This window comes from Bacteroides faecis MAJ27 (assembly GCF_900106755.1).
Classification (GTDB): domain Bacteria; phylum Bacteroidota; class Bacteroidia; order Bacteroidales; family Bacteroidaceae; genus Bacteroides; species Bacteroides faecis.
In genome coordinates this window covers 20660-46751 of the sequence record NZ_FNNN01000017.1, presented here as the reverse complement: position 1 = coordinate 46751, position 26092 = coordinate 20660, and the positions used below count along the sequence as shown (strand labels likewise).

Sequence of the window (26092 nt, the reverse complement as noted above, 5' to 3'; positions counted from 1 at the left end):
AATTATGAAAAAGAATTGGTTATCATATATGCTTGTATCAGCTCTCCTATCCGGAGCGCTGACATCATGCAGCGACTCTTTTCTGGATCTGAAAGACCCGAACCACTTTACCAACGAAAACTTCTGGCAGGATAAGGCAGATGCGGAAAGCGCATTGGCAGCAGCTTACTCACCTATCAAATACCAGATGAACGGATATTACGGCGCATTTGACGGATGGCTCAACCTCAACAGCCGTGGAGACGATATCTTTACGATACTGAATGAAGAAGCCAGTATGTGGGATATAGCTACATTTCAAAACTCCGCCACAACAGGAAATGACCCGTACGGTGCTTTGTATGCAGGTATACAACGTGCCAATATCGTACTGAGATACATCGACCAGGTACCGGCAAGCGGTATCACGGAAAGCGACCGTGCCATGATTAAAGACGAAGCTCTCACGTTGAGAGCCTATCAATATTTCCTGTTGGTAAATAACTACGGAGATGTGCCTTTGCGTCTGGTTCCGTCGAATGAAGACGATCCCAACAAAACGTCATCTCCCGAAGCTGAAATCTGGCAACAGATTGAAAAGGACCTGACCGACGCAATCAATGACGGCAACCTGCCGGAAACCCGCCCGGCTGAACAAAAAGGACGTATCGAGCAAGGGGCAGCCATCGCCATACTTGGCAAGGTGTATGCAACACAGCACAAGTATAAAGAAGCCAAAGAAACACTGAAAGGTTTGATTGACTCTTCATACAGTCCATTCGGAACTTCAGGAAAGCGCTATCGTCTGATGGAAAACTTTGTCGACAACTTCACTACCGCCAATGAAAACAATGCCGAATCTGTATTCGAATTACAGTACAGCAGCGACGGTGACATGTCATGGGGTAATGAAGGTGGTATTAGCCTGGGCAGTTCATTGGCACAGTTTGTAGGTCCTGCTAAATCAGGGGGATGGGCAAAGTTGATGCCCTCAGCCTTCCTTGTCAGCGAATTTACTACTGAAACACGCGGAAGCAAGCCCACCGTTCTAGTCCCTGATCTGGATAAAGACGGAAATCCACAATACAACGAAGACGGAACTCAGAAAATGAAAGAAATCGCCAATCCTGATAAAACAGCAGAACCAAATTCGAAATATGACAAGCGAATTTATGCCAGCATGTTCTTTACTCCGGAAGAATACGGTGACTGGGTTACAGAAGAAAATGGCTGGTATGACGGAAAGTTCTACGGTGGTCTCTTCACGATGGACGACCTCTGGACAGGAAATGCTTCCAAAATGGCTGGTGGTGCTCCTATCTTTAATGTAAGTCAGGCAAGCGGTGCTCAGATCGGTAAGTTTCTATTAAAGAAATACACTGCCCACTATGTAAAATCAAAAAGTGCCGATAACATGGGTAATGTAGAAGGCAGAGCAAACAATGTCCGCATCATACGTTTTGCGGAAGTATTGCTGCTGTACGCCGAAGCGTGCACAAAAGAAGCGGATAAAGACGGAGCCAACTGGGCATTGAACGAAATCCGCCAAAGAGCAGGACTGCCTGAAAAAGAGTTCCAACAACCCGAGCTGATGAAAGAAATAGAACATCAATGCCTGCTTGAATTTTTTGGAGAAGGTCATCGTTTCGACGACTTGAAGCGCTGGTATACAACCCCTCAAATTCAGATGATCTTAAAAGGAAATGATAAACAGGGAGCATATAACTTCAGAGAAAAACATAAATACTTCCCTATCCCCGCAGGAGAACTTAACAACTCATCTGTAGAACAGAATAAATTCTGGAAATAATTAGAAACACTATTAAGAAACAGTTTATGAAAAAGATATATCTATTTTTAAGCACATCATTGTTCCTGTTGCTCGGAGGCGTTACGGCTTGTGACGACAACAGCCTGAGTCATGATGAAGTGAATATTCCGGACCCGGTAGTGATATCCGACGAAGATGACGGCATTTCAGCCGAACCGACTACAGAATCAGTAATCAGAATCCAACCGGAAAACAAGCATCAGGAGATTGACGGTTTCGGATGTAACTTCGGATGGGCGGAAGCTGTATACGGATGTATGAAACGTGAACAAATCATGGACGACTTGTTTGGCGAAAACGGATTGAAATTTAATATCTATCGTGGAGAGGTATGCGCCTCATCCGCCTCTGAAGATGGTAATACTTTTAATTTCAAAACAAATGAAAATTATCATCTGGGAGCACATTCTTCTGAACAGAAAACGCTCTTTAATTCAGATAGCGGGAAATACAAAGAATATTCCCAACTATGGATCATTGACTACCTGTGCAAAAGAAAACTGATGGATATCTATTACTTCTTCTCCGTATGGACTCCTCCTGTAGTATGGAAATCTTTTGGCGAAGGCGAAGTAGCCAGTGGCGGAAGCGGTTCTTTCAATAGCGAACACAGTCAAGTTTATGCCGAGTTCCTGACAGGCTTTGCAAAAGCTCTTGAAGATAAATTCGGTATCAACGTCTATGGTATCTCCGGCTGGAACGAACCCGACCAAGCAATGGGAGGATGGGACGGATGTATGTGGGGAAATCAGCAAATGGCGGATTTCACGATGGACTATCTGCGCCCGGAACTGAATAAGCAAGGCTTACAGGACACAAAAATCATTTACGGTGAGTTGCCTTGGTGGGCAAATGCCGTGACATGGGTGGAAACTTCTTTGAAAAACAACCCGAATTTAGCGGACGCCAACATCGTTGCAGCAGGACATGGTTATTCTACAGTGGATGCCAATATCCTGCCAATGACAGCAGCTCAAGAAAAAGGAATCCATGTGTGGCAAACAGAGACTTGTGATGACAAAACCCGCGACGAAACGTGGAATGATGCAATGAAATGGGCAAAGAACTATCATGATTACCTGACAAAAGCCCAGACCAATGCCGTCGTATGGTGGGCAGGCGCACGTCAATGCACATCGACCGGAGAAAACCTTCTTCAAACAGATGCATGGGATTTCAGTAATTCATATTATCGCATAGACCGCTACTACTCTATCGGACAATTCTCCAGATATATCCAGCGAGGTTCAACGCGTGTAGACGTAGAAACGAAATCAACAACGGCGAACAGAATCCCAAAAGATTTGAGTGCATCCGCATACATCAAAGACGACACATATACCATTGTATTAGTGAACAAGTCAAAATCCAAAGCCTTCGATGCCTTGCTGGAAATAGACGGCAAAGATTTCGACAGTATGGTTTCATATACCTCCAGTTCCAGCGTGAAATGGTTGCGCAAAAAGCTGAATCCGTCTTCGACCGGCAAACGTTCTGTGACTGTTCCCAAATATAGTGTAGTAACAATCACCGGAAGGTTCAAATAAAACACAATCCGGCAAATTGAAAGAGGAACAATTAAGTTTTGTATTGTCAATAAAATGATTCCGGATTCCCTTATCGGATCTGGAATTATTTTATTAAAGAAATAGTATTATGAGTAGAATTTATGACAACAGATTGCGTCTTCTACAAGAAGCGCATGAGACTCTGATAACCCGCGCGAACAGGATTATTCTTCCCGGCAATGGGATTTTCGAAAGATACGAATACCCGGTTTTAACAAACGAGCATGCCCCTCTGGAGTGGCGTTACGACCTGAATCCGGAAACCAATCCATGGCTAATGGAACGGATCGGAGTCAACGCTACCATGAATGCGGGAGCCATCCAATGGAATGGAAAGTATCTGATGATGGTACGCGTAGAAGGAAATGACCGAAAATCTTTCTTCGCCATCGCCGAAAGTCCCAATGGCATCGATAATTTTCGCTTCTGGGAATATCCGATAGAGCTGCCTGACACAGACCCGAATGAAACAAATGTCTACGACATGCGTCTGACGGCCCACGAAGATGGCTGGATTTATGGTATATTTTGTAGCGAAAGCCTTGATCCGAACGCTGTACCGGGTGACCTGTCTTCTGCCATAGCCAAAGCAGGCATCGTGCGTACAAAAGATTTGAAAAACTGGGAACGACTGCCCAATCTGATTTCCAAAAACCAACAGCGCAATGTAGTGCTACACCCGGAATTTGTAAATGGAAAGTATGCCCTGTACACCCGACCGCAAGATAGCTTCATTGATGCGGGAAACGGAGGAGGTATCGGCTGGACGTTAATTGACGATATCACCCATGCGGAAATAAAAAAAGAAACAATCATTAATTATCGACATTATCACACTATAAAAGAAGTAAAAAACGGCGAAGGTCCTCATCCTATCAAAACCCCCAAAGGATGGTTACACCTCGCTCACGGTGTCCGTGCCTGTGCCGCCGGACTTAGATATGTCTTATATTTATATATGACATCCTTAGATGACCCAAGTAAAGTTATAGCCCAGCCGGGAGGTTACTTCATGGCACCTGTAGGAGAAGAAAGAATCGGAGATGTATCCAACGTATTATTCTCTAACGGATGGATTGCAGATGAAGACGGAACCGTTTTTATTTATTACGCTTCCTCCGACACACGGATGCATGTGGCAACTTCCACTATTGAACGATTAATAGATTATTGCCTGCATACACCGGAAGACAAACTTCGCTCAGCAACCTCCGTCAATAGTATCTCTAATCTAATAGAAGCTAACAAGCTCGTTATGTCGGAAACAGCTGTGGCATTATAGTTCCGGAATCATTAGTTAACCGGGAAAACGATTTCTAATCAAACAAGGTTCTTATACAACGAATGTATAGGAATCTTGTTTCTTTATATCGGCGCAAAAACTATAGAGTACACTCCAAAACAGCAGTATTATCGTGTATCTTTCAAGGTGCTCTATTCAGCATTTCAAACGTTAATACCTGATTTGCGGGATGTTAATATCTGACACGCCAAGTATTAACACTTGGGGAGTCAGATATTAAGATATGGGAAGTCAGATAAATAGTATCAGCATGGGTTAAAATAATATTTGTTTCTTCTCTATATTCGCCCTACTTTTGTATCGAATAGATAATTAATATATTAAACCAAATCAAAACAACGACATGAAATTACACACAGCCGATCTTCTTATCATCTGCGCCTATCTCATTACCATGATTATCATCGGACTCATACTGAAAAAGCGAGCTGCACAAAATATGGATTCCTATTTCCTAGGAGGCAAATCACTACCTTTCTATATGCTGGGGCTATCCAATGCATCCGGCATGTTCGACATTACAGGTACTATGCTGATGGTATACTGGGCATTCGCTTATGGCTTTAAAAGTCTTTGGATTCCCTGGTTATGGCCGGTATTCAATCAGATATTCCTGATGGTTTATCTGTCCGTGTGGCTGCGCCGTTCCAATGTACTCACCGGGGCCGAATGGATCAAAACCCGTTTCGGCAAAGGCAAAGGAGCTACCCTTTCTCACACAATCGTGGTAGTATTTGCTTTATTGAGCGTACTTGGCTTCCTGAGTTACGGATTTATAGGAATAGGTAAATTCATGGAAATCTTTATTCCTTGGGAAGTCATCTCACCTTATATTCCTTTCACTGTTTCACCGGAGTATGTTCCGCATGTATATGGCATTTTCTTTACAGCTATCGCCACCTTCTATGTAATGTTGGGAGGAATGCTGAGCATTGTATGGACTGATGTCGTTCAGTTCCTTATCATGACAGTAGCTGGCATCGTCATCGTAGTGATTGGTATGCAGATGGTGGCACCCGATATGATACACTCCTTTGTACCAGCAGGCTGGGATTCCCCTTTCTTCGGATGGACACTCGATATAGACTGGAGCAGTCGGATGAGCCTGTTAACCGAGCGAATGGCAAACGAACCTTACAGCCTGATAGGTATCTTTGTCATGATGGCTTTACTCAAAGGTATCTTCATGAGCATGGCCGGTCCTGCCCCCAACTATGATATGCAGAAAATCCTATCCTGCAAGTCGCCTAAAGAAGCGGCGATGATGAGTGGTTCTGTATCTGTAGTGCTATTAATTCCCCGTTATCTGATGATTATGGGATTTGCGTTACTGGCTATCTACTTCTTTAAGGAAGATGGAGGATTGTCACAAATGGAAGTTACACGCACAGACTTTGAGACAATTCTTCCTCATTTAATAACCCGATATGTTCCGTCAGGACTTGCCGGATTACTACTGGCAGGTTTGCTGGCAGCTTTCATGTCCACTTTTGCTTCTACCGTCAACGCAGCTCCCGCCTATATAGTGAACGATATTTATCTGAAATATATCAACCCGAAAGCAAGTGTCAAAACGCAGATACGCAGCAGCTATGTCATTTCTGTAGCGGTAGTAGTAGTCAGCACTATCATCGGATTCTTCCTGAAAGACATCAATGAAATATTCCAGTGGATTGTAGGCGCACTTTTCGGAGGCTATATCGCAGCTAACGTACTAAAGTGGCATTGGTGGCGATTCAACGGTGAAGGCTATTTCTGGGGAATGACTGCGGGAGTAATAGCCGCTATTGTCATGAAATTCACTGTACCCGATGCATGGGTAATCTACTTCTTCCCTGTATTATTCGGCATTTCACTGATCGGATGTATCATTGGAACTTATAGCGCCCCGGCTACAGATGAAGAAACACTTATCAGTTTCTATGTCAATGTGCGTCCGTGGGGCTGTTGGAAACCGATTCAGGAAAAAGCAATAGCACGCTATCCTCACATCCGGGTAAATAAAAACTTCAAAAGAGACGCATTTAATGTGTCTGTAGGAATTATCTGGCAATGTACTCTTACTATCATCCCCATGTATCTTGTTGTTCGTGAACAGCTGGGACTCTGGAGTTCTATCGCTTTGCTGCTGATTACTACGCTTATATTGAGAAAGACGTGGTACAAGCCTTTATGCAAAGAAGAAATAAGATACAACGAGGAGATGAAACAAATAAAAGAACAAAAAGAAGATTTAACTTAACACACTAAAACAGAGAACCGGCCATGAAAAGACTATCAGTAATACTATTGTCATTTTTATTATACCTTCCGCTATACGCTCAATTCAGAGGAACAGTCTATATCGACACCGATCAATCGGGCACATTCGACAAAGGAGACAAACCACTGGCGGGAGTGATGGTAACTGATGGAATGAATGTAGTAAAAACAAATAAAAAAGGACGGTTCTCCCTGCCAGGGTTCGAGAAAACCCGGTTCATCAGCATGACTACCCCTGCCAGGTTCGAGACGCAACAATTCTACCTCCCTGTCAAAGAAAACAGAAAGAGTTATGATTTCCTGCTGACCGAAAGCGAACGGACCCAACCGAGAGAGCATTCTTTCGTTCAAATCACCGATACGGAAGTAACCGGAGAAATGGGACGTTGGGTAACTGACTTACAACAATATGTAAAGAACGAAAAGCCTGCCTTTCTGATTCATACCGGAGATATCTGTTATGAACCGGGATTGAAAATGCACAATCAAGTAGTGAACGCAGAGACTATGAATTGCCCGGTCTACTATTGCATAGGCAATCACGACTTAGTAAAAGGCAACTATGGTGAAGAACTCTATGAATCGATTTATGGTCCGACCTGGTATTCGTTTGATATAGGCAACATTCATTATGTCGTTACCCCCATCGATCACGGAGACAATCCCACCGATTATACTCAAAGGGATGTATATAACTGGCTAAAAAACGACCTCGCCATGATGAAGAAAGATCAGTCATTGATTCTCTTCAACCACGATCTGTTCACCCCCGGCGATACTTTTGTTTTCAAAGCCGATAACGAACATATCCTCGACTTCCGTACCTTCAATACAAAAGCACAGCTCTATGGACACATGCACTACAACTATGTCCGTAATCAAAAAGGTATTTACACGATCTGCACCGGCACACTGGATAAAGGGGGCATCGACCATTCACCTTCTTCTTTCAGGGATATAAAAGTAGATGCAAATGATCATATCACAACGCAACTGCGATACACTTTCATTGAACCGCAAGTCGCCATCGTTTCTCCGATGGAGAATCAAACAACCCCAATACATCCGGACAACAACCTGCTTCCGGTTTCGGTCAACACCTATAACTCACAGGCAAGAACATCGCGTGTTTCTTATATCCTGAATGATTTGGAAAATCATCAGGAAATAGCCAAAGGCGAACTGACTCCCCGCAGTGACTGGAACTGGAGTGAAAACATCCAAATTCCAGCTAATACAGACGGAAAGAAGCTGGGGCTGACAGTGACCTCATTCTTCAACGACGGAAAGAAAGCGACTGCCACAAACCGATTCCTTTATCAAAAGGACTTTAAATTGACTTCCATTCCGGGAAAAGACTGGAACACTTTACTTCAGAATGCCAGTCATTCCGGCGGAATAAATGACTCTCAGATCAAACTTCCCCTGCAACTCCAATGGACAGCAAACACAGGCAGTAATATTTTCATGACGTCCCCCATCATCACCAGACAAAAAGTATTCATTGCCACTACCGACGATAACACGTCACTCAATACATACATTTGTGCATTCGATTTCAATTCCGGCAAACAAATATGGAAATTCCGCACGGAAAACTCAGTAAAGAATACGATTGCCTGTGAAGATGGAATCATTATCGCCCAAGATGCCTCCTGCAATCTCTACGCCCTTGACGCAGAATCAGGAAAACTACTGCGGCAGCAATACATCCACCTGAATAGCTATCCTTATCTGACGGAAGGACTAACAATAGACAAGGGAATCGTTTATGCCGGAATCGGTACCGGACTTTCAGCCTACGACTTGAAAACCGGAAAAGTAATATGGACAAACAAAGACTGGAAACAACGGGAAGGCTCTACCACCACACTCACCGTTGCCGGAGATGTATTAATCAGTGGAACGCAATGGGGAGGGCTATACGGCAACGATATCCGTACAGGCAAACAACTTTGGAAACTCTCTGATAACGGACTCGGTAACCGGGGAGCTTCTCCGGTCTATAAAGATGGGAAATTGTGGATCATTTCTTCCAAGAGCTTTTTCATAATAGAACCTCAAACCGGAGAAGTACTCCAACAAAAAGAGTTATCAGCCAATCTGGATGTTACGTCTACACCGCTTGTCACCGAGCAAGAAATTATATTCGGAACCGCAGACCGTGGAATCATGGCACTGGACAAATCCACACTTTTCATCAAATGGAAAGCTGAAACAAAACCTTCACTCGTATATACAGCCCCTTATTCTTCCACTCCACAAGCCGGAGTAGAAACAAGCCCTGTATTATCACAAGGAATTGTTTACATCGGAGCTTCCGACGGATACTTATACGCCATCGACCAAGCAACGGGAATTATCAAAGACAAGCTGAATCTCGGGGCACCCATTTTCTCCACAGTGGCAGTGTCAGGAAATAAAATGATAGTTTGTGACTTCGCCGGGAATGTCTATTGCATAACTACCCCCTTTTCTCTAAATATCAGTCCGGAGAACGATTTATAACTTTTTATTTTTCCCGGTCAGCTCTCCGGGCACACAGTTTTCTCGCCCCACAGCGTTGTAATTTAAAGATTATCACGTATCTTTGCCCCTCAATCATAAATACGAGATATGGCTATTACAATCAAGAAAGTCTCTACAAAGAGAGAACTTAAGAAGTTTATTCGCTTTAATTACAGGATGTATAAGGGCAACCCCTATTCCGTGCCCGATCTCTACGATGATATGCTCAACACATTCAACAAAAAGAAGAATGCGGCATTCGAGTTCTGTGAAGCAGACTATTTTCTGGCATACCAAGACGACAAAATCGTAGGCCGTGTGGCTGCTATTATCAATAACCGTGCCAACGAAAAATGGGATGCTAAAAACGTCCGTTTCGGATGGATAGATTTCATAGATGATCCTGAAGTATCATCCGCACTTATCAAAACTGTAGAAGACTGGGGAAAAGAACGAGGTATGACCCATATTGCCGGACCACTCGGATTTACCGACTTCGATGCTGAAGGAATGCTGATTGAAGGCTTTGACCAGCTCAGTACGATGGCCACCATCTATAATCACCCGTACTATCCCGTACACATGGAGAAACTCGGTTTCGAGAAAGACGCCGACTGGGTGGAATACAAAATCTACATCCCCGATGCCATCCCCGACAAGCACAAGCGTATCTCCGAACTGATTCAACGAAAATACAACCTGAAGATAAAGAAATACACCTCCGGAAGAAAAATAGCCAAAGACTACGGACAGGAAATCTTCGAACTGATGAACGAAGCATACAGCCCGCTCTACGGCTACTCCCCGCTGACACAACGGCAAATCAACCAATACGTAAAAATGTATCTTCCGATTCTTGACTTACGAATGGTTACCCTTATCACCGATGCCGATGACAAGCTGGTTTGCGTAGGTATCTCGATGCCTTCACTGGCCGAAGCCCTGCAAAAATCACACGGACGATTACTGCCACTCGGATGGTTTTATCTGCTGAAAGCATTATTCATGAAACGTCGTGCCAAAATGCTTGACCTACTGCTTGTAGCAGTGAAACCGGAGTACCAAAATAAAGGTGTTAACGCTTTGTTATTTTCCGATTTAATTCCAGTTTATCAAAAATTAGGTTTTATCTTTGCGGAAAGCAACCCCGAACTGGAACTGAACGGAAAAGTTCAGGCACAATGGGATTACTTTGAGACTAAGCAACATAAGCGCCGCCGTGCGTTCATCAAAGAGATAAAATAAAAAGCAACTATGGAAGAGAACGAATTGATACCTGTAGACAACAACAATACAGTAGAGTACACAGATGACAATATCCGCCACTTAAGCGACATGGAACATGTACGCACACGCCCCGGTATGTATATCGGCAGGCTGGGCGACGGTGCGCATGCCGAAGACGGAATCTATGTCCTTCTGAAAGAAGTCATTGACAACAGTATCGACGAGTTCAAGATGCAAGCCGGTAAGAAAATCGAAATTACCGTTGAAGAAAACCTCCGTGTCAGTGTTCGCGACTACGGTCGAGGCATTCCTCAAGGAAAACTAATTGAAGCCGTAAGCATGCTGAATACAGGTGGTAAGTACGACAGCAAGGCATTTAAGAAAAGCGTCGGTCTGAACGGTGTCGGTGTAAAAGCCGTCAACGCATTGAGCTCTCGTTTTGAAGTACGCAGTTACCGTGACGGTAAAGTACGCATCGCCACTTTCTCGAAAGGCAACCTGCTAACTGACATGACGCAGGACACCGAAGAAGATAACGGAACATACATCTTCTTCGAACCGGATGCCACACTGTTCGTAAACTACTGCTTCAAGCCCGAATTCATCGAGACAATGTTACGCAACTACACGTATCTGAATACGGGACTTGCCATCATTTACAACGGCCACCGAATCTTGTCACGTAACGGTCTGGTAGACCTGCTGAACGACAATATGACGGCAACCGGACTCTATCCTATCATCCACCTGAAAGGAGAAGACATCGAAATTGCTTTTACACATACCGGACAGTACGGAGAAGAATATTACTCCTTCGTCAACGGGCAGCATACTACCCAAGGAGGTACTCATCAAAGTGCCTTCAAGGAACACATCGCCCGCACCATCAAAGAGTTCTTCAACAAGAACATGGATTACACCGATATTCGTAACGGGCTGGTGGCAGCCATCGCCGTCAACGTAGAAGAACCGATCTTCGAAAGCCAGACTAAAACCAAACTGGGCTCTACCAATATGGCTCCCGGAGGTATGACAGTCAACAAATACGTAGGCGACTTCATCAAACTGGAAGTAGACAACTTCCTGCACAAGAATGCGGACGTAGCGGAAGTGATCCAACAAAAAATACAGGAATCGGAAAAAGAACGCAAAGCGATCGCCGGCGTAACAAAATTGGCTCGCGAACGTGCTAAAAAAGCCAACCTGCACAACCGGAAGCTACGCGACTGCCGTATTCACCTCAACGACCCGAAAGGGAAAGGAATGGAAGAAGACTCCTGCATCTTCATCACCGAGGGAGACTCAGCGAGCGGCTCCATCACCAAAAGCCGTGACGTAAACACACAGGCAGTATTCAGCCTCCGTGGTAAACCGCTGAACTCATTCGGACTGACGAAAAAGGTAGTTTACGAAAACGAAGAGTTCAACCTGCTGCAGGCTGCCCTTAATATAGAAGACGGCATTGAAGGACTACGCTACAACAAAGTAATCGTAGCTACCGATGCCGATGTGGACGGCATGCACATCCGCTTGTTACTGATTACTTTCTTCCTGCAATTCTTCCCCGATCTGATAAAGAAGGGGCATGTATATATTTTGCAAACGCCTCTGTTCCGCGTACGCAACAAGAAGAAAACGATCTATTGCTACAGCGATGAAGAACGGGTGAATGCTATCAATGAATTAAGTCCCAACCCTGAAATCACCCGATTCAAAGGTTTGGGAGAAATTTCACCGGACGAGTTCAAGCACTTTATCGGCAAAGACATGCGTCTGGAACAAGTGACATTACGTAAGACTGATGCCGTGAAAGAACTTCTGGAGTTCTACATGGGCAAGAATACAATGGAACGACAGAACTTTATTATAGACAATCTGGTTATAGAAGAAGACTTGGCATCATGAGAAGAGCAATATTTCCGGGTACTTTCGACCCCTTCACCATCGGTCATTATTCGGTAGTGAAACGTGCACTCACCTTTATGGACGAGGTTATTATCGGAATCGGTATCAACGAAAACAAGAATACCTATTTCCCCATCGAGAAAAGAGAAGAAATGATCCGGAATCTCTACAAAGACAATCCCTGCATCAAAGTGATGTCTTATGACTGTCTGACGATAGACTTTGCGCAACAGGTAGAAGCGCAATTTATCGTCCGCGGTATCCGCACAGTGAAGGATTTCGAGTATGAGGAAACGATTGCAGATATTAATCGTAAACTGGCGGGTGTCGAAACCATCCTGCTCTTCACGGAACCGGAACTGACCTGTGTCAGTTCAACCATTGTACGTGAACTGCTGACCTACAATAAAGATATCAGCCAGTTTATCCCCGAAGGAATGATAATCAGCGAATAATAATCAAGTTAAGCACTTGCCCCAAAGAGAACAGCAGGCAAACTTAACCCAATAATACAGAAGATGATAAAAAAGCTAACGATACTGTGTATTTGCCTGTGTGCTATTAGTGTACAAGCTCAGAACTTCGGTTCTTCCGCCATGCGAAAACTACAGATGGCAGAATTTGCCATTTCCAACTTTTATGTAGACAAAGTAGATGAAGACAAACTGGTAGAAGAAGCCATCATCAAGATGCTGGCACAGCTTGACCCGCACTCCACCTACTCGGATGCCGAAGAAGTGAAGAAAATGAACGAACCGCTTCAAGGCAACTTCGAAGGTATCGGTGTACAGTTCCAGATGATTGAAGATACCCTACTCGTCGTACAACCTGTCAGCAACGGACCTTCCGAGAAAGTAGGTATCCTTGCCGGAGACCGTATCATAGCTGTTAACGACTCCACCATCGCAGGAGTAAAGATGAGCACGGAAGATATCATGAAACGCCTGCGTGGACCGAAAGGCTCAAAAGTTGATCTGACAATTGTCCGTCGTGGCGTACAAGAACCGTTAATATTCACTGTGAAAAGAGATAAGATTCCTATTCTCAGTCTCGACGCTTCTTACATGATTCAGCCAAAGACCGGATATATTCGTATCAACCGTTTCGGAGCCACCACTGCCGAAGAATTCAAGAAAGCTATGACGGCTCTCCAGAAGCAAGGTATGAAAGACCTGATTCTCGACCTGCAAGGCAACGGCGGAGGATATCTGAATGCCGCTATCGACCTTGCCAATGAATTCTTAGGGCAAAAGGAACTGATTGTTTACACCGAAGGCAGAACTGCACAGCGCAGCGAATTCTTCGCCAAAGGAAACGGAGATTTCCGTACCGGTCGCCTCATCATACTGGTAGACGAATACACTGCTTCTGCCAGCGAGATTGTGAGCGGTGCAGTACAAGACTGGGACAGAGGTATCATCGTAGGCCGCCGTTCTTTCGGCAAAGGACTGGTACAACGTCCTATCGACCTTCCGGATGGTTCTATGATCCGACTGACCATTGCACGATACTATACTCCTGCCGGTCGTTGCATCCAAAAGCCTTATGACAGTTCGACTGATTACAATAAGGACCTGATAGAACGCTTTAATCACGGAGAACTGATGAATGCCGACAGTATTCACTTCCCCGACTCTCTGAAAGTGCAGACCAAGAAACTGAAACGTACTGTCTATGGTGGAGGCGGCATCATGCCGGACTACTTCGTTCCAATCGACACAACTCTCTACACAGATTATCACCGGAATCTGGTCGGAAAAGGAGTCATTATCAAATTCACGATGAAATTCATAGAGGATCACCGGAAAGAATTGGCTGACAAATATAAGAAATTCGAGCACTTCAACGAGAAGTTCATCATTGATGACGATATGCTGGCCACTCTCCGTGAAATGGGCGAGAAGGAAGGTGTGAAGTTTAACGAAGAGCAATATCAAAAATCATTGCCGCTTATCAAAACACAACTCAAAGCACTGATAGCCCGTGACCTCTGGGATATGAACGAGTACTTCCGGGTGATGAATGCCACGAATGAAAGTGTTCAGAAAGCTTTGGAAATACTTAATTCAGGAGAATATCAAAAGAAGCTGAAATAAATAGCAAAAGAAAACAGATAAACCGTACCCGATCGGACACCTTTGTTGTAGTATAAGTAAAATCATTAAAACAGAAGTATGATACGACAGTTTAGTTTTACTTGGACAGCAATCGGCTGGTTACTGATGGGATACGGTTTATTTTTTGTCCTTTCCCCTTTGCAAGCGCAGAGCGCCATCAAGAAATTCTCTCTAGAGCTGAAGAACGAAAGTCTGCCCGAAGCGCTGAAACAAATAGAAAAAGCAGGCGGAAAGAATATTCTCTTCACCTACAACGGAACAGAAAGTTATCGGGTAACCGTCAGCATCCACGAAAAAACGGAGCACGAAGCCATTGACCTTGTATTAACCGGCAAACCTTTTGTCTGTATCGAACGGGAAGAGTATTTCGTCGTACAGCGCAAGAAATCGGACAAAGCCATCGCCGTAGAAGGCAAAGTATATGACGAAAAAGGGATGCCCCTGCCTTTTGTCAACATTCTCGCCCTTGCCGCTGATTCCAGTTTCCTTGCCGGAAGCGTGACCGAAGAAGACGGTTCCTTCCATCTGCCCCCGATAGCGGGAGAAGACTGTTTGCTGAAAGCGACTTACATAGGATACTGTCCTCAAATAATCCCCTGCCGCCAACAAAATACCATCCGCCTGCAACCCGACACAGAGTTACTGAAAGAAGTAGTCATCACTGCCTCCCGCCCCCTGATAGAACGGAAAGGCGGAACGCTGACAGCCAACATAGCCGGAACGCCCCTTTCACTGATGGGATCGGCCAAAGAAATGATCTCCCACCTCCCTTTTGTCACCGGCTCGGACGGAGAATATACCGTACTGGGCAGAGGCACCCCCGAAATCTATATCAACGGTCGCAAAGTCAGAGACAAGACTGAACTGGACCGCCTGCAAGCAAATGAAATACTATCGGCAGAAATCATCACTACACCGGGCGTACAATATGGCTCTTCGGTGGGCGCGGTCATCCGTCTGCGCACCATCCGCAAACGCGGACAGGGAATGAGCGGCAGTTTCTACACTGACTACTCGCAAGGACACGAACCGATCGGTAACGAAGGCATCTCCTTGAACTACCGTACCGGCGGACTAGATATTTTCGTGAAAGGGGACTTTGCGGAAATCAACAATTACAGAACAGGTACCTCCAGTCAGGACATTTATGCCTCATCCGACTGGAACCAATCGACAGAGGATAAGAGCAAACAAACCTATCGTACCTTCAACGGTGAACTGGGATTCAACTACGAAATCGACGAAGATCAGTCATTCGGCATGCGCTATATGCCCGGCACGAACATAGGCAATGCACATACTACCAATGAAGGGATAACTCGCATTCTGCAAGACGGCAAAGAAGTAGACCATCTGCACGCTCTCCGCCAAACAGATGCCCATACCGGCTGGTGGCAGGCAGCCAACGGATACTACAACGGTACATTCGGCAAGTGGAACATCGACTTCAACGCCGACTACCTGTACGGACGCGACCGCATCCATCAATATGCCGAAAACAACGGAATCGAAGACGCCACTTCGAGCAACCGCGTACGCAACCACCTCTATGCCGCCAAACTGCTGATCACCGCCCCACTCTGGAAAGGCAAACTCAGTTTCGGCACAGAAGAGACATTCACCAACCGCCACGACATTTTCCTCCAAAGCGGCTTCTCCGCCGATGCCGACGACCGCATCAAACAAACGATGTTCTCCGGCTTCATCGACTACAGCCTGCCATTGGGAAAGTTTAATATCTTAGCCGGACTGCGCTATGAATTTCAACAAACAGATTACTACGAGAAAGGGATTCACCAGGACGGACAAAGCCCCATCTACCACGACTGGATACCTGTAATCAGCATCAGATACACTTCCGGAAACTGGTTTCTCGCCCTTTCTCACCGCACTCTGAAATACAGTCCCAGCTATGACATGCTCACCAGCGCCATCACCTATCAGAACAAATACTCCTATCAGAGCGGAGAACCGTTTCTCGTTCCTCAGATACACCGTTCAACCACCTTCGATGTCGGATGGAAATGGGTCAACTTCAACATCAACTACGACCATTGCTGGAATATGTACACCAACTACACCCGACCGTATGACGACATCAACCATCCCGGCGTACTGCTATTCGGTATGGCAAGCATTCCGCATACCAACATATACGGAGCCGGCATCGCCCTCTCACCGAAAATCGGCATCTGGCAACCTCAGTTCACCACCAGTGTCAACTGGTACGACTCACATGCTGCCTGCGTAGGCATTCCCCAAAACTGGAATGAACCACGATTCCATTTCAATTTCGACAACAACTTCAGTTTCCCTAAAGGTTGGTTCTTCAACATCAAAGGAATACTGTCACCCGGTGCCAAACAAAGTTACGCCATCTGGAAAACCGAAGGAAGAGTGGATGCCCAACTGACCAAATCGTTCCTAAAGGACCAGTCGTTGAAAATATCAGTAACTGCAAAAGACATCTTTCATACTGGCTACAGATACTTCACCATCTATGGTGACCGGACCTTTAGTTCCAACCGTGATTACCTTGATCAACAGCGTTTCGGCATCCGACTGAGTTATCAGTTCAACGCCACGAAGAGCAAATATAAAGGAACCGGAGCCGGAGCAAGCGAAAAGTCACGTTTGTAAACTGGTAGTTTGAAAGAGAAAAGCTACTTTTACAGCCACAGAATCCTTAAAAGAATGTTCCTGTTCCATAAAAGTCAAACAAAGCGAGAAGCCTTCGGACAGATGTTTACGGAAATGTATCCGCGAATGGTACGATATGCCACACAATTGATGGGGGATAGAGAAGAAGCACGTGATATAGTGAGCGAAGTAATGGAACAAGCTTGGAAACATTTCGAGCAATTGAACAAGAATGACCGGGGCGGATGGATATACACAGCCGTCCGCAACAACTGCCTCAACCGCTTGAAGCATCTCCAAGTAGAGCAGGAAAATGTAAAAGCTCTCTACGAAGCAACACTGGCTGATGTAGAAAATAACTATCGGGAACACGAAGCGCTGCTACAAAAAGCGGAAGCGATTGCCCGAAGTCTGCCTGAACCAACTTGCACGGTACTTCGTTTGTGCTACTACGAACATCTTACCTACCGGGAAGTCGCCCGGCAGCTTGGTATCAGTCCCGACACAGTAAAAAAACATATATCTAAAGCTTTGCGTACACTACGCGAAGCCATGAAAGATTAAAAAGGAGGACAGGTTATGAAAGAGAAAGAAAAATGTACGATGAAAGCGGAAGATTCCAGTTATGGACCGGTAGCAGATAGCCGTTGTCCATTCTCTGAAGATGCTGAGATACACCGCTTGCAGAACGCCTTCGGTGAAGCATTGGGTGATATGCCCCTGCCGGAAGAAACCCGGAAAGAATGGAGTATATTCGTGCAACGTCAAGAACAGAAAAAACGGAAACTCCATCTCCGCATCTGGTTGTCCGGCGGCGTAGCAGCAATGCTCGCTTTATCCATATTGCTCTGGTCGCCCTGGCAGAAAACGGATAACAGACAGTTTATCGAAATCTTTAGTGCCCTCCATGCACCGGAGCAGATTACAACCACGGAAGAAAACGGCATCATCATCATCTCTACCCCACCAGCTACAACGACCAAAGTCACTTTGGAGGACGGAAGCAAAGTACTGCTAAACGCAAACAGTCGTCTGGAATACCCGAAAGAATTTGCTTCCAAAAAGAAACGTATCGTAAGTCTTACCGGAGAAGCACGTTTCGAAGTTACTAAGGACAACCACCATCCCTTTATCGTCTCCGCCGGGAAGATGCAAACACAGGTACTGGGTACTGTATTCGATGTAAACGCTTATCCCGGCAATCCTCCTGTCGTCACACTATACCAAGGACATGTGAGTGTAGGCAAAGTAAAATCTCTACCCGAAAAGAGAATATTGCCCGGACAATGCGCTACATTAACGGCAAACGGTGATATTCAGTTATCAAAAGCCACCCAAACAGAAAATGAAGGGTGGCTCAAAGACGAGTTTTATTATGATAATACCGAGATGCTAACAGTACTGCAAAATATAGGCACTTGGTATAATATCAGCATCATCTGTCATTCGGCGGACCTGCTACACAAACGAGTTCATTTCCGCTTTAGCCGGAACGTCCCGATAAAGACTTTGCTGAATGTACTGAATGATTTAAACATTGCACACTTTCAGTATGACAATAAACAGATAATAGTCGAATAAACTTCTAGTAAGAACTGTACGGTCTGATAAACAGAGGAAAAAGAATCAAAGTATAAAACAGTTTTTATTCAAAAGAATAAACAAATAATTCTCTTCTATGAAAGCGGTTTACTCAATAATGTTATAATCGAACGTGCCGGAATCCTGACCGTTTTTCCACTCTTTACCTTTTCAACGGGCATTAAGTCTTCTCCTTCTATATCAGAAGTCCGATAAACTTGCCATTGAACTCTGTTACCGTCAATTTTGTCGATGGCAAATTCTTTCTCCGCCTGTGCATAGTTAATGAGAACAATAACGTACGAACCATCCGCATTTTTATAAGCAGAGCACATCAACCCCTGTTGATCCGTATCACCACCGGGAATTAAATTCTTCATTTTATCGAAAGCAGAAACAGTCAGGCGGACAGCTCCCGGACGGATAAAGCGACTGTAATTACCCAATGCCCACATAAGTTTGGAATCTTCCACACGTCCATCTCTGAGATCTTCATCGGTATATTCCCGAATCAATCCGTCTTTATAATCGCCGCCAATGGCACGCCACCACTGCCAGCTCTTCGCTCCCGCATACACGATGTCATGATGGATGATACGAGCGACGTAAAGCGCTGTCTTCATCGTACGGTCGAAGCCGTGACCACCGCCTATCTCTTCATCATTCCCCATGATGCAGGTTTCTGACTGCCAGAAGCCGACGTTGTATTTATCCAAGGCTTCACGCAGTTCGCAGCGCTTGGCACGCAATTCACTCAGAGGAGTCGTTGTCCAGTAGCTATGTCCAAGCATTAATCGGGGAACATTGGGTATATCCCCCAAATAAGTATCCACACTATCCGGACAAAAGAAAGACTGAATCTGATAGCCACGCTGCCAATCCGTTTGATGGGTACGGAGCATACAACGATAATCCGAAGATTCATTCACCATAATCTGCGTATCCATTTTCCGGTTCACAAACTCTTTGCTCAGCAAACGAACGGTCCGGGCAACTTCCCGATTGGTTGCCGGAGAACCTTCTTGCTTCGGTCCTACCCAGTTCCAATGCCCGTCCGGTTCATTGAAAGGGCATATATAGTCAAACTTAATTCCATCCTGCCTCTCTACTCCTTCTACTACATCTGCCAGAAAACGTGCATACTTCTCGTAACAGTCCGGTTTCAAGTTTGCCGTCCCTCCACGACCGGTATTAGTAGCCAAACCGTTTTGAGTATAATACACAGGAGGAGAATTAAGGAAAGCAAGAAACTTGGTAACACCCCGTTCCTTTGCCAGTTTCAAGAAGTTACGCTGTCCCTGTTGCTTATTCCAGTCGTACGTTCCGTCCGCTTGCAGAAAACATTCGGTACGCATCCAAGGTGAAGCAATCTGGCTTGCTTCACCTTGTTCCGTACTACCTGCTCCAACGTTGAAACGCCAGAGAGACAAACCAATCCCTTTCGGTTTACCATTCTCATCATTCTCCATGCTGAACAGCCAGTCAGCGATCTGATTTTGTTTTTCCTGCGGCCATAAACCAATGAACTGCATACTCCAGGCATCAGAAGCACCGAAATAGTCCATTGTCTGTAGCGGTTTATCCACTTCAATCTGATAGCACAGATCAGGGACAGGCTGAGAACATCCACCTACTATCCCCATATATAAAAAACCGAAAGCGCCCAAAAACATTTTACCTTTCATTACCTAGTCTTACTACCTATTAAAATATGCTCACGATCAGTTATTCTTTAAAACAACGCCTCCTTGCGGTTGAATGGTCAACTGAAACTTGCCATCAGATTTTACATTATACTGCCGTAACTGTGGTTGCAATTGTTTGTCATCACTATAGAAAGAAACTGATTTTCCGGCAAACATCGGTAAATCCAGTTTCAGTTTCAAGGGTTCTTTAGTAGCGTTCACAGCAGCCAGATACCAACTATCACCATGACGACGGGCCAGCACTACATATTTCCCGGGATAACCATCAACAAAACGACTCTCATCCCACTCAGTAGGAACTTCTTTCATAAAGTCAATGCAGACCGGGGAAACATCTGTCAGATTATTAGGAGTCAAAGCAAAGTTCTGAACCGGATTTTGGAATAAAACAGCAGTCGCTAACTGAAATACATCTGTAGTCCGGCGTGTTGTTCCCCCGTTATTTCCCTTATTCAATCGTCTGTTGAAGAAACAGCCGCCAAATTCCATAGAACCGACCGAATTACGTATAAAGGGGTGTAAACAAGCATTGAAAGCCTCTTCATCACAGAAATGCTGATTGAAAATCATATTCTCCGAAGCCAGCACCGCTTCACTGCCTACATAATTGGGATACATCCGTTCCCAGCCACGCGGCAAAGTACAACCGTGGAAGATAACCATCAGCCCATGATCATCGGCATCACTCAATATAGCTTCGTACAAACGCATTGTCTCCTGCTTGTCACCGCCGAAGAAATCGACCTTAATACCTTTTACTCCTTGACTTTGCAACCATTTCATTTCGCGCTTACGGGCAATAGGGTTATCCATCAAATTCGTAGGCCCTTGTTCGATATCATTCCAATAGCCGCTGGAACTATACCACAAAAACATATCCACCTTCTTACTCTGTGCATATTTAATAAGTTGCCCCATACGCTCATAACCGATATTCGTATTCCACCAATTATCTATCAGTACATATTCGTAACCCATAGTTGCAGCCAGATCGATATAGCGCACCTGATCATCATAGTTAATACTACCATCCTGCCAGATTATCCAACTCCATGTTCCCCGTCCCATACGATATTGGTGTTCCGTTTCATACAGCGGTTCGACTACATCCCACGGGACAGTCGTTTCCACAATAGGCTTCAATGTTTCCCCCACAGTAATAGTACGCCAAGGAGTAGAACCGGGTAAAGAGAAAGCCGGTTCTACCGTTCCATTACCATTGTTCTCTTCAGGCATAGGAAAGGTAACTGTATAAAGACTTCCCTCTGTGACATCGCTCAGACGTGAACCGCAATAGCGGCTGTCCACTCCCGTCTCACTGACAAGCACCCAACCATTTTCCCCGATTTTAAACAAACAAGGGAACGTATATCCATGTCCATATTGTGAACGCACATCCATCGGGATATCTGCCTTGTACTCTTCTTCGTAACTAGGTTTCGTCCGTTTCCAGCCAATCATAGGATCACTCTGCGGACAAAGAAAGGTGGTAGTTCCGGCAGGAAAACGGAATCCCGTTTCTTCGCTATTCACTACAACACTTCCTGTCTCTCCCTGACGAGGCAATGTATACCGGAAAGCTACATCATTGTTGCTCACCCGAAACGTTACATTCACTTTCTGCCCCTTATCATTAGAGAAATAGCAAACCAGTTCATTAGCACGATAGTGTATGCGGGAAAATTTTATGCGCGACTGAGTATAAACGGTATCAATCTGCTTCTCCTGATGTCCGATCAGCTTCATTCTTTTGACAAAACTACCCAAATTCGTTTCCAACCCCAACGGGGAAGATTCGAGCATCTGCTTTCCGTTATAAACAAGAGAGTAGGATGCCTTGCCTTCTTCCGGACACGAAACCGTGACCTGCAACTTACCATCAGGTCCGTTAACAACCACATTCTGTGCAGTCAGCGACGAAACAACTGTCGTCAACATAAAAGCGAAACCTTTTAGTCTATTCTTCATCATATCAAATATTTAATAGTCAATATAGGCAGGCGGATATTTTCCGCCTGCCATATTTATAAAAGCAATCTAAAACAACTGATAACCTTTTAAGATTCATGATTTGAATCACAACCCATATGCATATATCTCTGCCAAAGAAGTATTGAGGTCTCTGTTACTTTGTGTAATCTGTACCTTGAAATAACGGCCTTGTACCGGAGTCTCCAAAGTAAAGTTCTGAGTAGCATGAATTTTCTTCATAGTGAACGTTCCGACTTCTGTCCAGTTTACCTTATCATCACTCACATAAAAGACTCCTGTACCCGCATCCATATAACTATCATGTTGTCTTTGTACCAGACCAAACTGAGTAAATGTATATGACTCTTTGGTATCAATAATCAACTCATGAGGTAAAGCATGGGTACCACTCTGCCAGGACGAATGCCAGTAAGTCGAAAGATCGCCGTCCAATGCACATGAAGGCACACCATTTCCGGAACCTTCACCACTCGGTTCTTGTGTATTGGCCTCTATCGTCCAACTCGTACGATCTAACAGCGGACCAAGAATACGAATAGTCAAAGGATACACATCATTGGTTGAAGAGATACCAAATATAGAAACCGATTCAATACGGATAGGTAACATATAATCACCCGGTTCCAACTGATCAGTGTTTATCGTGACAGCCAATTCCGTATTCGTAGTACCGGGAGAAAGAGTCATCTGATCCTGAAAAGAATAACTGCCATCCGGCAAAGCCTGAAATATAGTCTTATTCTTTGTATTATAAGCTGTGCGATATGCATCGTCTACAGCAAACTCACAGTTTATCTCCCAGCTATTTTCCGTATCAAGCCCCAAAGCGACTTTTTCGGTAACAGCAGAACCATAACTATACTCCTTCACAGATACAGCCGAACTTTCAAATCCAAAAGACGGGGTGATGACTCCGGTTATTTGCAGAAACAGCTCATTCTTCTCACTATTTACAGAGTCATTTTCACTTACAACCTGCAAAGGCAATACCCATACCGCATCCGGATTGGCTGTTATCATAGACTTAATATTCTCTGGGTCCAATGACACCGTAACCGGTTTATAACGGTCGGTAGCCGAAAAATCCAGATGGGTCGACTCTATCGAATAACAGTCTGTACCTATCAATTTATAGTTTACAGCCTCAGGATCACTATACTCGTTGTCAAGTTCTTCCTGTGTCAACACATAAATATCTGCGCTGGCAGTCAGACTGGGTTCACTTCCCGATTTGAATATTGAAAAAGTGTATGCATAGCTCTCCCCCGTATCATACAAAGTCACTTCCTGTTTACCACTATTATTCACATACAATATCTTATGATACTGTTCCGGGACCAAGCTGTCCAGATCATATTTTGATTCATCGCAGGCACCCAATAAAAGCAGGCTTCCCGCCAACAATAATGTATTTCTTATTTTCATAATGCATTGTTTTTAGATGATTAATAACCGGGTGCCTGCACCATCTGCGGATTACTGTAAAGTTCATCCATATCACTTCTCGACCATACCGGAAGCAGATACAACCGATCGTCCCATTTAAAAGGCTGGTCAATCTGAGTTGGTGTGTTGAATTCCTCGAAATTCGGGTTTAGAGCTAGTCCGTTCAAACCATAGCGGAGTCCTGCTTTAAGCATTTGTGGAGCAATTGCCCAACGACGTAAGTCATAATAGCGGTGTCCTTCTTCGTACAACTCAATAAAGCGTTCATTGCGTACCCATTCCGTTATATTCATATCTGTCAGGTCAGCTGTTTCCAGGTCTCTGACTCCGGCACGTTTGCGGATTACGTTCAGATTCTCAATAGCATTCGGTGTATCGTCCAATGCTGCGTAACATTCTGCCAGATTCAGATAAAGTTCCGCCATACGGATAAACGGACGTCTTGAAGGAGTATGGCTACGGGTTCCACTTGCACTGAAACGTATATTCGGATCAATAAACTTCTTCGACAAATAACCGGTACCTGCTATATTGCGTGAATCGGAAGAACGCCATCCATTGGTATTGGTGTTTTTGAAATTCAGCCAAAGTGGATTACCATTATTGATTTTCTTTGCATACTCGCAACCATCAAAAGCAATCCATGCATAGAAACGAGCTTCACGCTTGGCATTCAGTTTGATGATATCATTCTTCACATCTTCACTATCCAGCCCGTTAGTTGCGAGTTCGGGACTCGAAGTTCCTTCATAAAAACGGGTATACCATTCTGACTTCGGATAAAAATCACTGTCCTGTTCCGGAAGTTCTCCATTCTCTGTATAAAAGTGTTGCACAGCGTACAAGGTAGGTGCCAGACCTGCCCAACCGCCTGCCCAACTTCCATCACTTTTCTTCACTACACGGTTCGGCAAACGAGAGTCGGTAGCTTCTCCACCATTATTCACATCTGAGTCAATACGCTGTCCCCAGATAATTTCTTTGTTATTGTCCCCTTCATTGGCAGTAATCAGATACTGGAACATACGGACACGCTCTTTGAATTCCTCATTTTCCGGTGTGTCTTCTTCCTTACCTGGGATAAAAGGTAATTCTACTCCGTCACGTTCCGCTTTCTTGTTAGCTGTATCAATATCGAACAGGGCATGACCAGCTGCTTTAGCAGCTGTCAGAGCTTCCTGACACGCAGTCAATGCACGGTTCCATTTTTCACGGTCGTAAGAGCTGCTAACCAGCTCTTTGCCATAATCCGGTGTTTCATAGTTCTCATTCTGCCAGTCCGGCTTAAAGAAAGAACCATTCCATAGCGGAGAAGCGGCATACAGCAGTACACGAGCTTTAAGACATTTACAAATGGTAGAAGTAGCACGACCGAGGTCTTCCGTCGCTCTCGTAGCCGGAAGAACATTGGCTGCATCATCCAGTTTACCTACAATGTAATCCACGCAGTAGTCAAAATGTGAACGTCCGGGAATCTGATCGTTTGTTATATTCGGATCCACTTTCTCTGTAATGAGCGGACACGGTCCAAAAGCCTGCAACACACGAAAATGATAGTATGCTTCCAGGAAATAACATTCAGCTTTGTATTGTGCCTTGTCATCTTCGGTTACTCCAGTAGGCTGTAGCTCATCTATCAGACTCAGGAAATGATGCACATAACCCAGCCAGTTGTAGCTGGGTGTCCAGATATTCATGTCATCACCACCCCAACTGTTGTAATAAGAAGGCGAAATCGTTCCCCACGCTACTTGTTGTTGATAATCATCCCACATCTTAGGTGATATAAGTTCATCAGCAGATTGTTCGAATGCTTTAAATTCGAACGGATGTACACGGGGAATATAGCCGTAACAAGTAAACAGGAAATTCAGCGTAGCAGCTTCATCTTTCATGGTATCATCAAAGTCAGCTTGTGCAGGCGGAATGACGTCCAGATAATTACAAGAAGTCAACAGGCAGCAAGAGATCAGCAAGGTCCGTGATATTTGGATTATTTTTTGTATTAGTTTCATACTTCTTTTCTG

16 protein-coding genes are annotated in these 26092 nt (G+C 44.7%); 12 read left to right on the top strand and 4 right to left on the bottom strand.

Annotation, left to right across the window (positions count from 1 at the left end):
* Positions 1–4 precede the first annotated feature (4 nt).
* The 12 genes from BLW31_RS15125 (at position 5) to BLW31_RS15070 (ending at position 18921) form a co-directional block, all read left to right on the top strand.
* Positions 5–1789: a RagB/SusD family nutrient uptake outer membrane protein gene (locus BLW31_RS15125; RefSeq protein WP_010535812.1), complete on the top strand. Its 1785-nt coding sequence runs from the start codon at positions 5–7 to the stop codon at positions 1787–1789.
* Positions 1790–1815: 26 nt separating this feature from the next.
* Positions 1816–3357, top strand: a complete 1542-nt coding sequence (locus BLW31_RS15120) for a glycoside hydrolase (RefSeq protein ID WP_010535813.1) — start codon at positions 1816–1818, stop codon at positions 3355–3357.
* A gap of 109 nt (positions 3358–3466) precedes the next feature.
* Positions 3467–4660, top strand: a complete 1194-nt coding sequence (locus BLW31_RS15115; RefSeq protein WP_010535814.1) for a glycoside hydrolase family 130 protein — start codon at positions 3467–3469, stop codon at positions 4658–4660.
* 364 nt (positions 4661–5024) lie between these two features.
* Complete coding sequence (locus tag BLW31_RS15110; RefSeq protein WP_010535815.1) at positions 5025–6923, top strand: sodium:solute symporter family protein; 1899 nt, start codon at positions 5025–5027, stop codon at positions 6921–6923.
* Positions 6924–6946: 23 nt separating this feature from the next.
* Positions 6947–9451, top strand: coding sequence for an outer membrane protein assembly factor BamB family protein (locus tag BLW31_RS15105; RefSeq protein ID WP_050544897.1), 2505 nt, complete (start codon positions 6947–6949; stop codon positions 9449–9451).
* Positions 9452–9559: 108 nt separating this feature from the next.
* Complete coding sequence (locus BLW31_RS15100; RefSeq protein ID WP_010535817.1) at positions 9560–10696, top strand: hypothetical protein; 1137 nt, start codon at positions 9560–9562, stop codon at positions 10694–10696.
* A 9-nt stretch (positions 10697–10705) separates the two neighbouring features.
* On the top strand, positions 10706–12583 hold the full coding sequence (locus BLW31_RS15095) for a DNA topoisomerase IV subunit B (RefSeq protein ID WP_010535818.1): 1878 nt from the start codon (positions 10706–10708) through the stop codon (positions 12581–12583).
* Positions 12580–13038 (top strand): pantetheine-phosphate adenylyltransferase, encoded by a 459-nt coding sequence (gene coaD, locus BLW31_RS15090; protein WP_010535819.1) that lies wholly within the window; start codon positions 12580–12582, stop codon positions 13036–13038. Before BLW31_RS15095 ends, coaD begins: the two co-directional genes overlap by 4 nt.
* Positions 13039–13101: 63 nt before the next feature.
* On the top strand, positions 13102–14679 hold the full coding sequence (locus BLW31_RS15085; protein ID WP_022301278.1) for a S41 family peptidase: 1578 nt from the start codon (positions 13102–13104) through the stop codon (positions 14677–14679).
* Positions 14680–14757: 78 nt separating this feature from the next.
* Positions 14758–17340, top strand: a complete 2583-nt coding sequence (locus tag BLW31_RS15080) for an outer membrane beta-barrel family protein (RefSeq protein WP_010535821.1) — start codon at positions 14758–14760, stop codon at positions 17338–17340.
* Between the two features lie 54 nt (positions 17341–17394).
* On the top strand, positions 17395–17904 hold the full coding sequence (locus BLW31_RS15075; protein WP_010535822.1) for an RNA polymerase sigma-70 factor: 510 nt from the start codon (positions 17395–17397) through the stop codon (positions 17902–17904).
* Between the two features lie 15 nt (positions 17905–17919).
* Positions 17920–18921 carry a FecR family protein gene (locus tag BLW31_RS15070; RefSeq protein ID WP_010535823.1) on the top strand — a complete coding sequence of 334 codons (1002 nt, stop codon included), beginning with the start codon at positions 17920–17922 and terminating at the stop codon, positions 18919–18921.
* Between the two features lie 95 nt (positions 18922–19016).
* Here BLW31_RS15070 and BLW31_RS15065 read toward each other — a convergent pair whose 3' ends face one another.
* The 4 genes from BLW31_RS15065 to BLW31_RS15050 form a co-directional block, all read right to left on the bottom strand.
* The gene (locus BLW31_RS15065) at positions 19017–20606 is read right to left on the bottom strand and encodes a glycoside hydrolase family 30 protein (RefSeq protein WP_029425119.1); all 1590 of its coding nucleotides are present in this window, start codon (positions 20604–20606) and stop codon (positions 19017–19019) included.
* Positions 20607–20642: 36 nt separating this feature from the next.
* Positions 20643–22595, bottom strand: a complete 1953-nt coding sequence (locus BLW31_RS15060) for a glycoside hydrolase family 97 protein (protein WP_029425121.1) — start codon at positions 22593–22595, stop codon at positions 20643–20645.
* 108 nt (positions 22596–22703) lie between these two features.
* Entirely contained in the window at positions 22704–24044 is a 1341-nt protein-coding gene (locus BLW31_RS15055; protein WP_010535826.1) for a BT_3987 domain-containing protein, read from the bottom strand.
* Between the two features lie 20 nt (positions 24045–24064).
* Positions 24065–26080 carry a RagB/SusD family nutrient uptake outer membrane protein gene (locus BLW31_RS15050; RefSeq protein WP_022301282.1) on the bottom strand — a complete coding sequence of 672 codons (2016 nt, stop codon included), beginning with the start codon at positions 26078–26080 and terminating at the stop codon, positions 24065–24067.
* Positions 26081–26092 lie beyond the last annotated feature (12 nt).

Coding starts and splice junctions, on each gene's coding strand:
- BLW31_RS15055 (WP_010535826.1), bottom strand. CDS start 24,044: ATGAAAATAAGAAATACATTATTGTTGGCGGGAAGCCTGCTTTTATTG.
- BLW31_RS15080 (WP_010535821.1), top strand. CDS start 14,758: ATGATACGACAGTTTAGTTTTACTTGGACAGCAATCGGCTGGTTACTG.
- BLW31_RS15060 (WP_029425121.1), bottom strand. CDS start 22,595: ATGAAGAATAGACTAAAAGGTTTCGCTTTTATGTTGACGACAGTTGTT.
- coaD (WP_010535819.1), top strand. CDS start 12,580: ATGAGAAGAGCAATATTTCCGGGTACTTTCGACCCCTTCACCATCGGT.
- BLW31_RS15105 (WP_050544897.1), top strand. CDS start 6,947: ATGAAAAGACTATCAGTAATACTATTGTCATTTTTATTATACCTTCCG.
- BLW31_RS15065 (WP_029425119.1), bottom strand. CDS start 20,606: ATGAAAGGTAAAATGTTTTTGGGCGCTTTCGGTTTTTTATATATGGGG.
- BLW31_RS15110 (WP_010535815.1), top strand. CDS start 5,025: ATGAAATTACACACAGCCGATCTTCTTATCATCTGCGCCTATCTCATT.
- BLW31_RS15115 (WP_010535814.1), top strand. CDS start 3,467: ATGAGTAGAATTTATGACAACAGATTGCGTCTTCTACAAGAAGCGCAT.
- BLW31_RS15120 (WP_010535813.1), top strand. CDS start 1,816: ATGAAAAAGATATATCTATTTTTAAGCACATCATTGTTCCTGTTGCTC.
- BLW31_RS15100 (WP_010535817.1), top strand. CDS start 9,560: ATGGCTATTACAATCAAGAAAGTCTCTACAAAGAGAGAACTTAAGAAG.
- BLW31_RS15075 (WP_010535822.1), top strand. CDS start 17,395: ATGTTCCTGTTCCATAAAAGTCAAACAAAGCGAGAAGCCTTCGGACAG.
- BLW31_RS15095 (WP_010535818.1), top strand. CDS start 10,706: ATGGAAGAGAACGAATTGATACCTGTAGACAACAACAATACAGTAGAG.
- BLW31_RS15085 (WP_022301278.1), top strand. CDS start 13,102: ATGATAAAAAAGCTAACGATACTGTGTATTTGCCTGTGTGCTATTAGT.
- BLW31_RS15070 (WP_010535823.1), top strand. CDS start 17,920: ATGAAAGAGAAAGAAAAATGTACGATGAAAGCGGAAGATTCCAGTTAT.
- BLW31_RS15125 (WP_010535812.1), top strand. CDS start 5: ATGAAAAAGAATTGGTTATCATATATGCTTGTATCAGCTCTCCTATCC.
- BLW31_RS15050 (WP_022301282.1), bottom strand. CDS start 26,080: ATGAAACTAATACAAAAAATAATCCAAATATCACGGACCTTGCTGATC.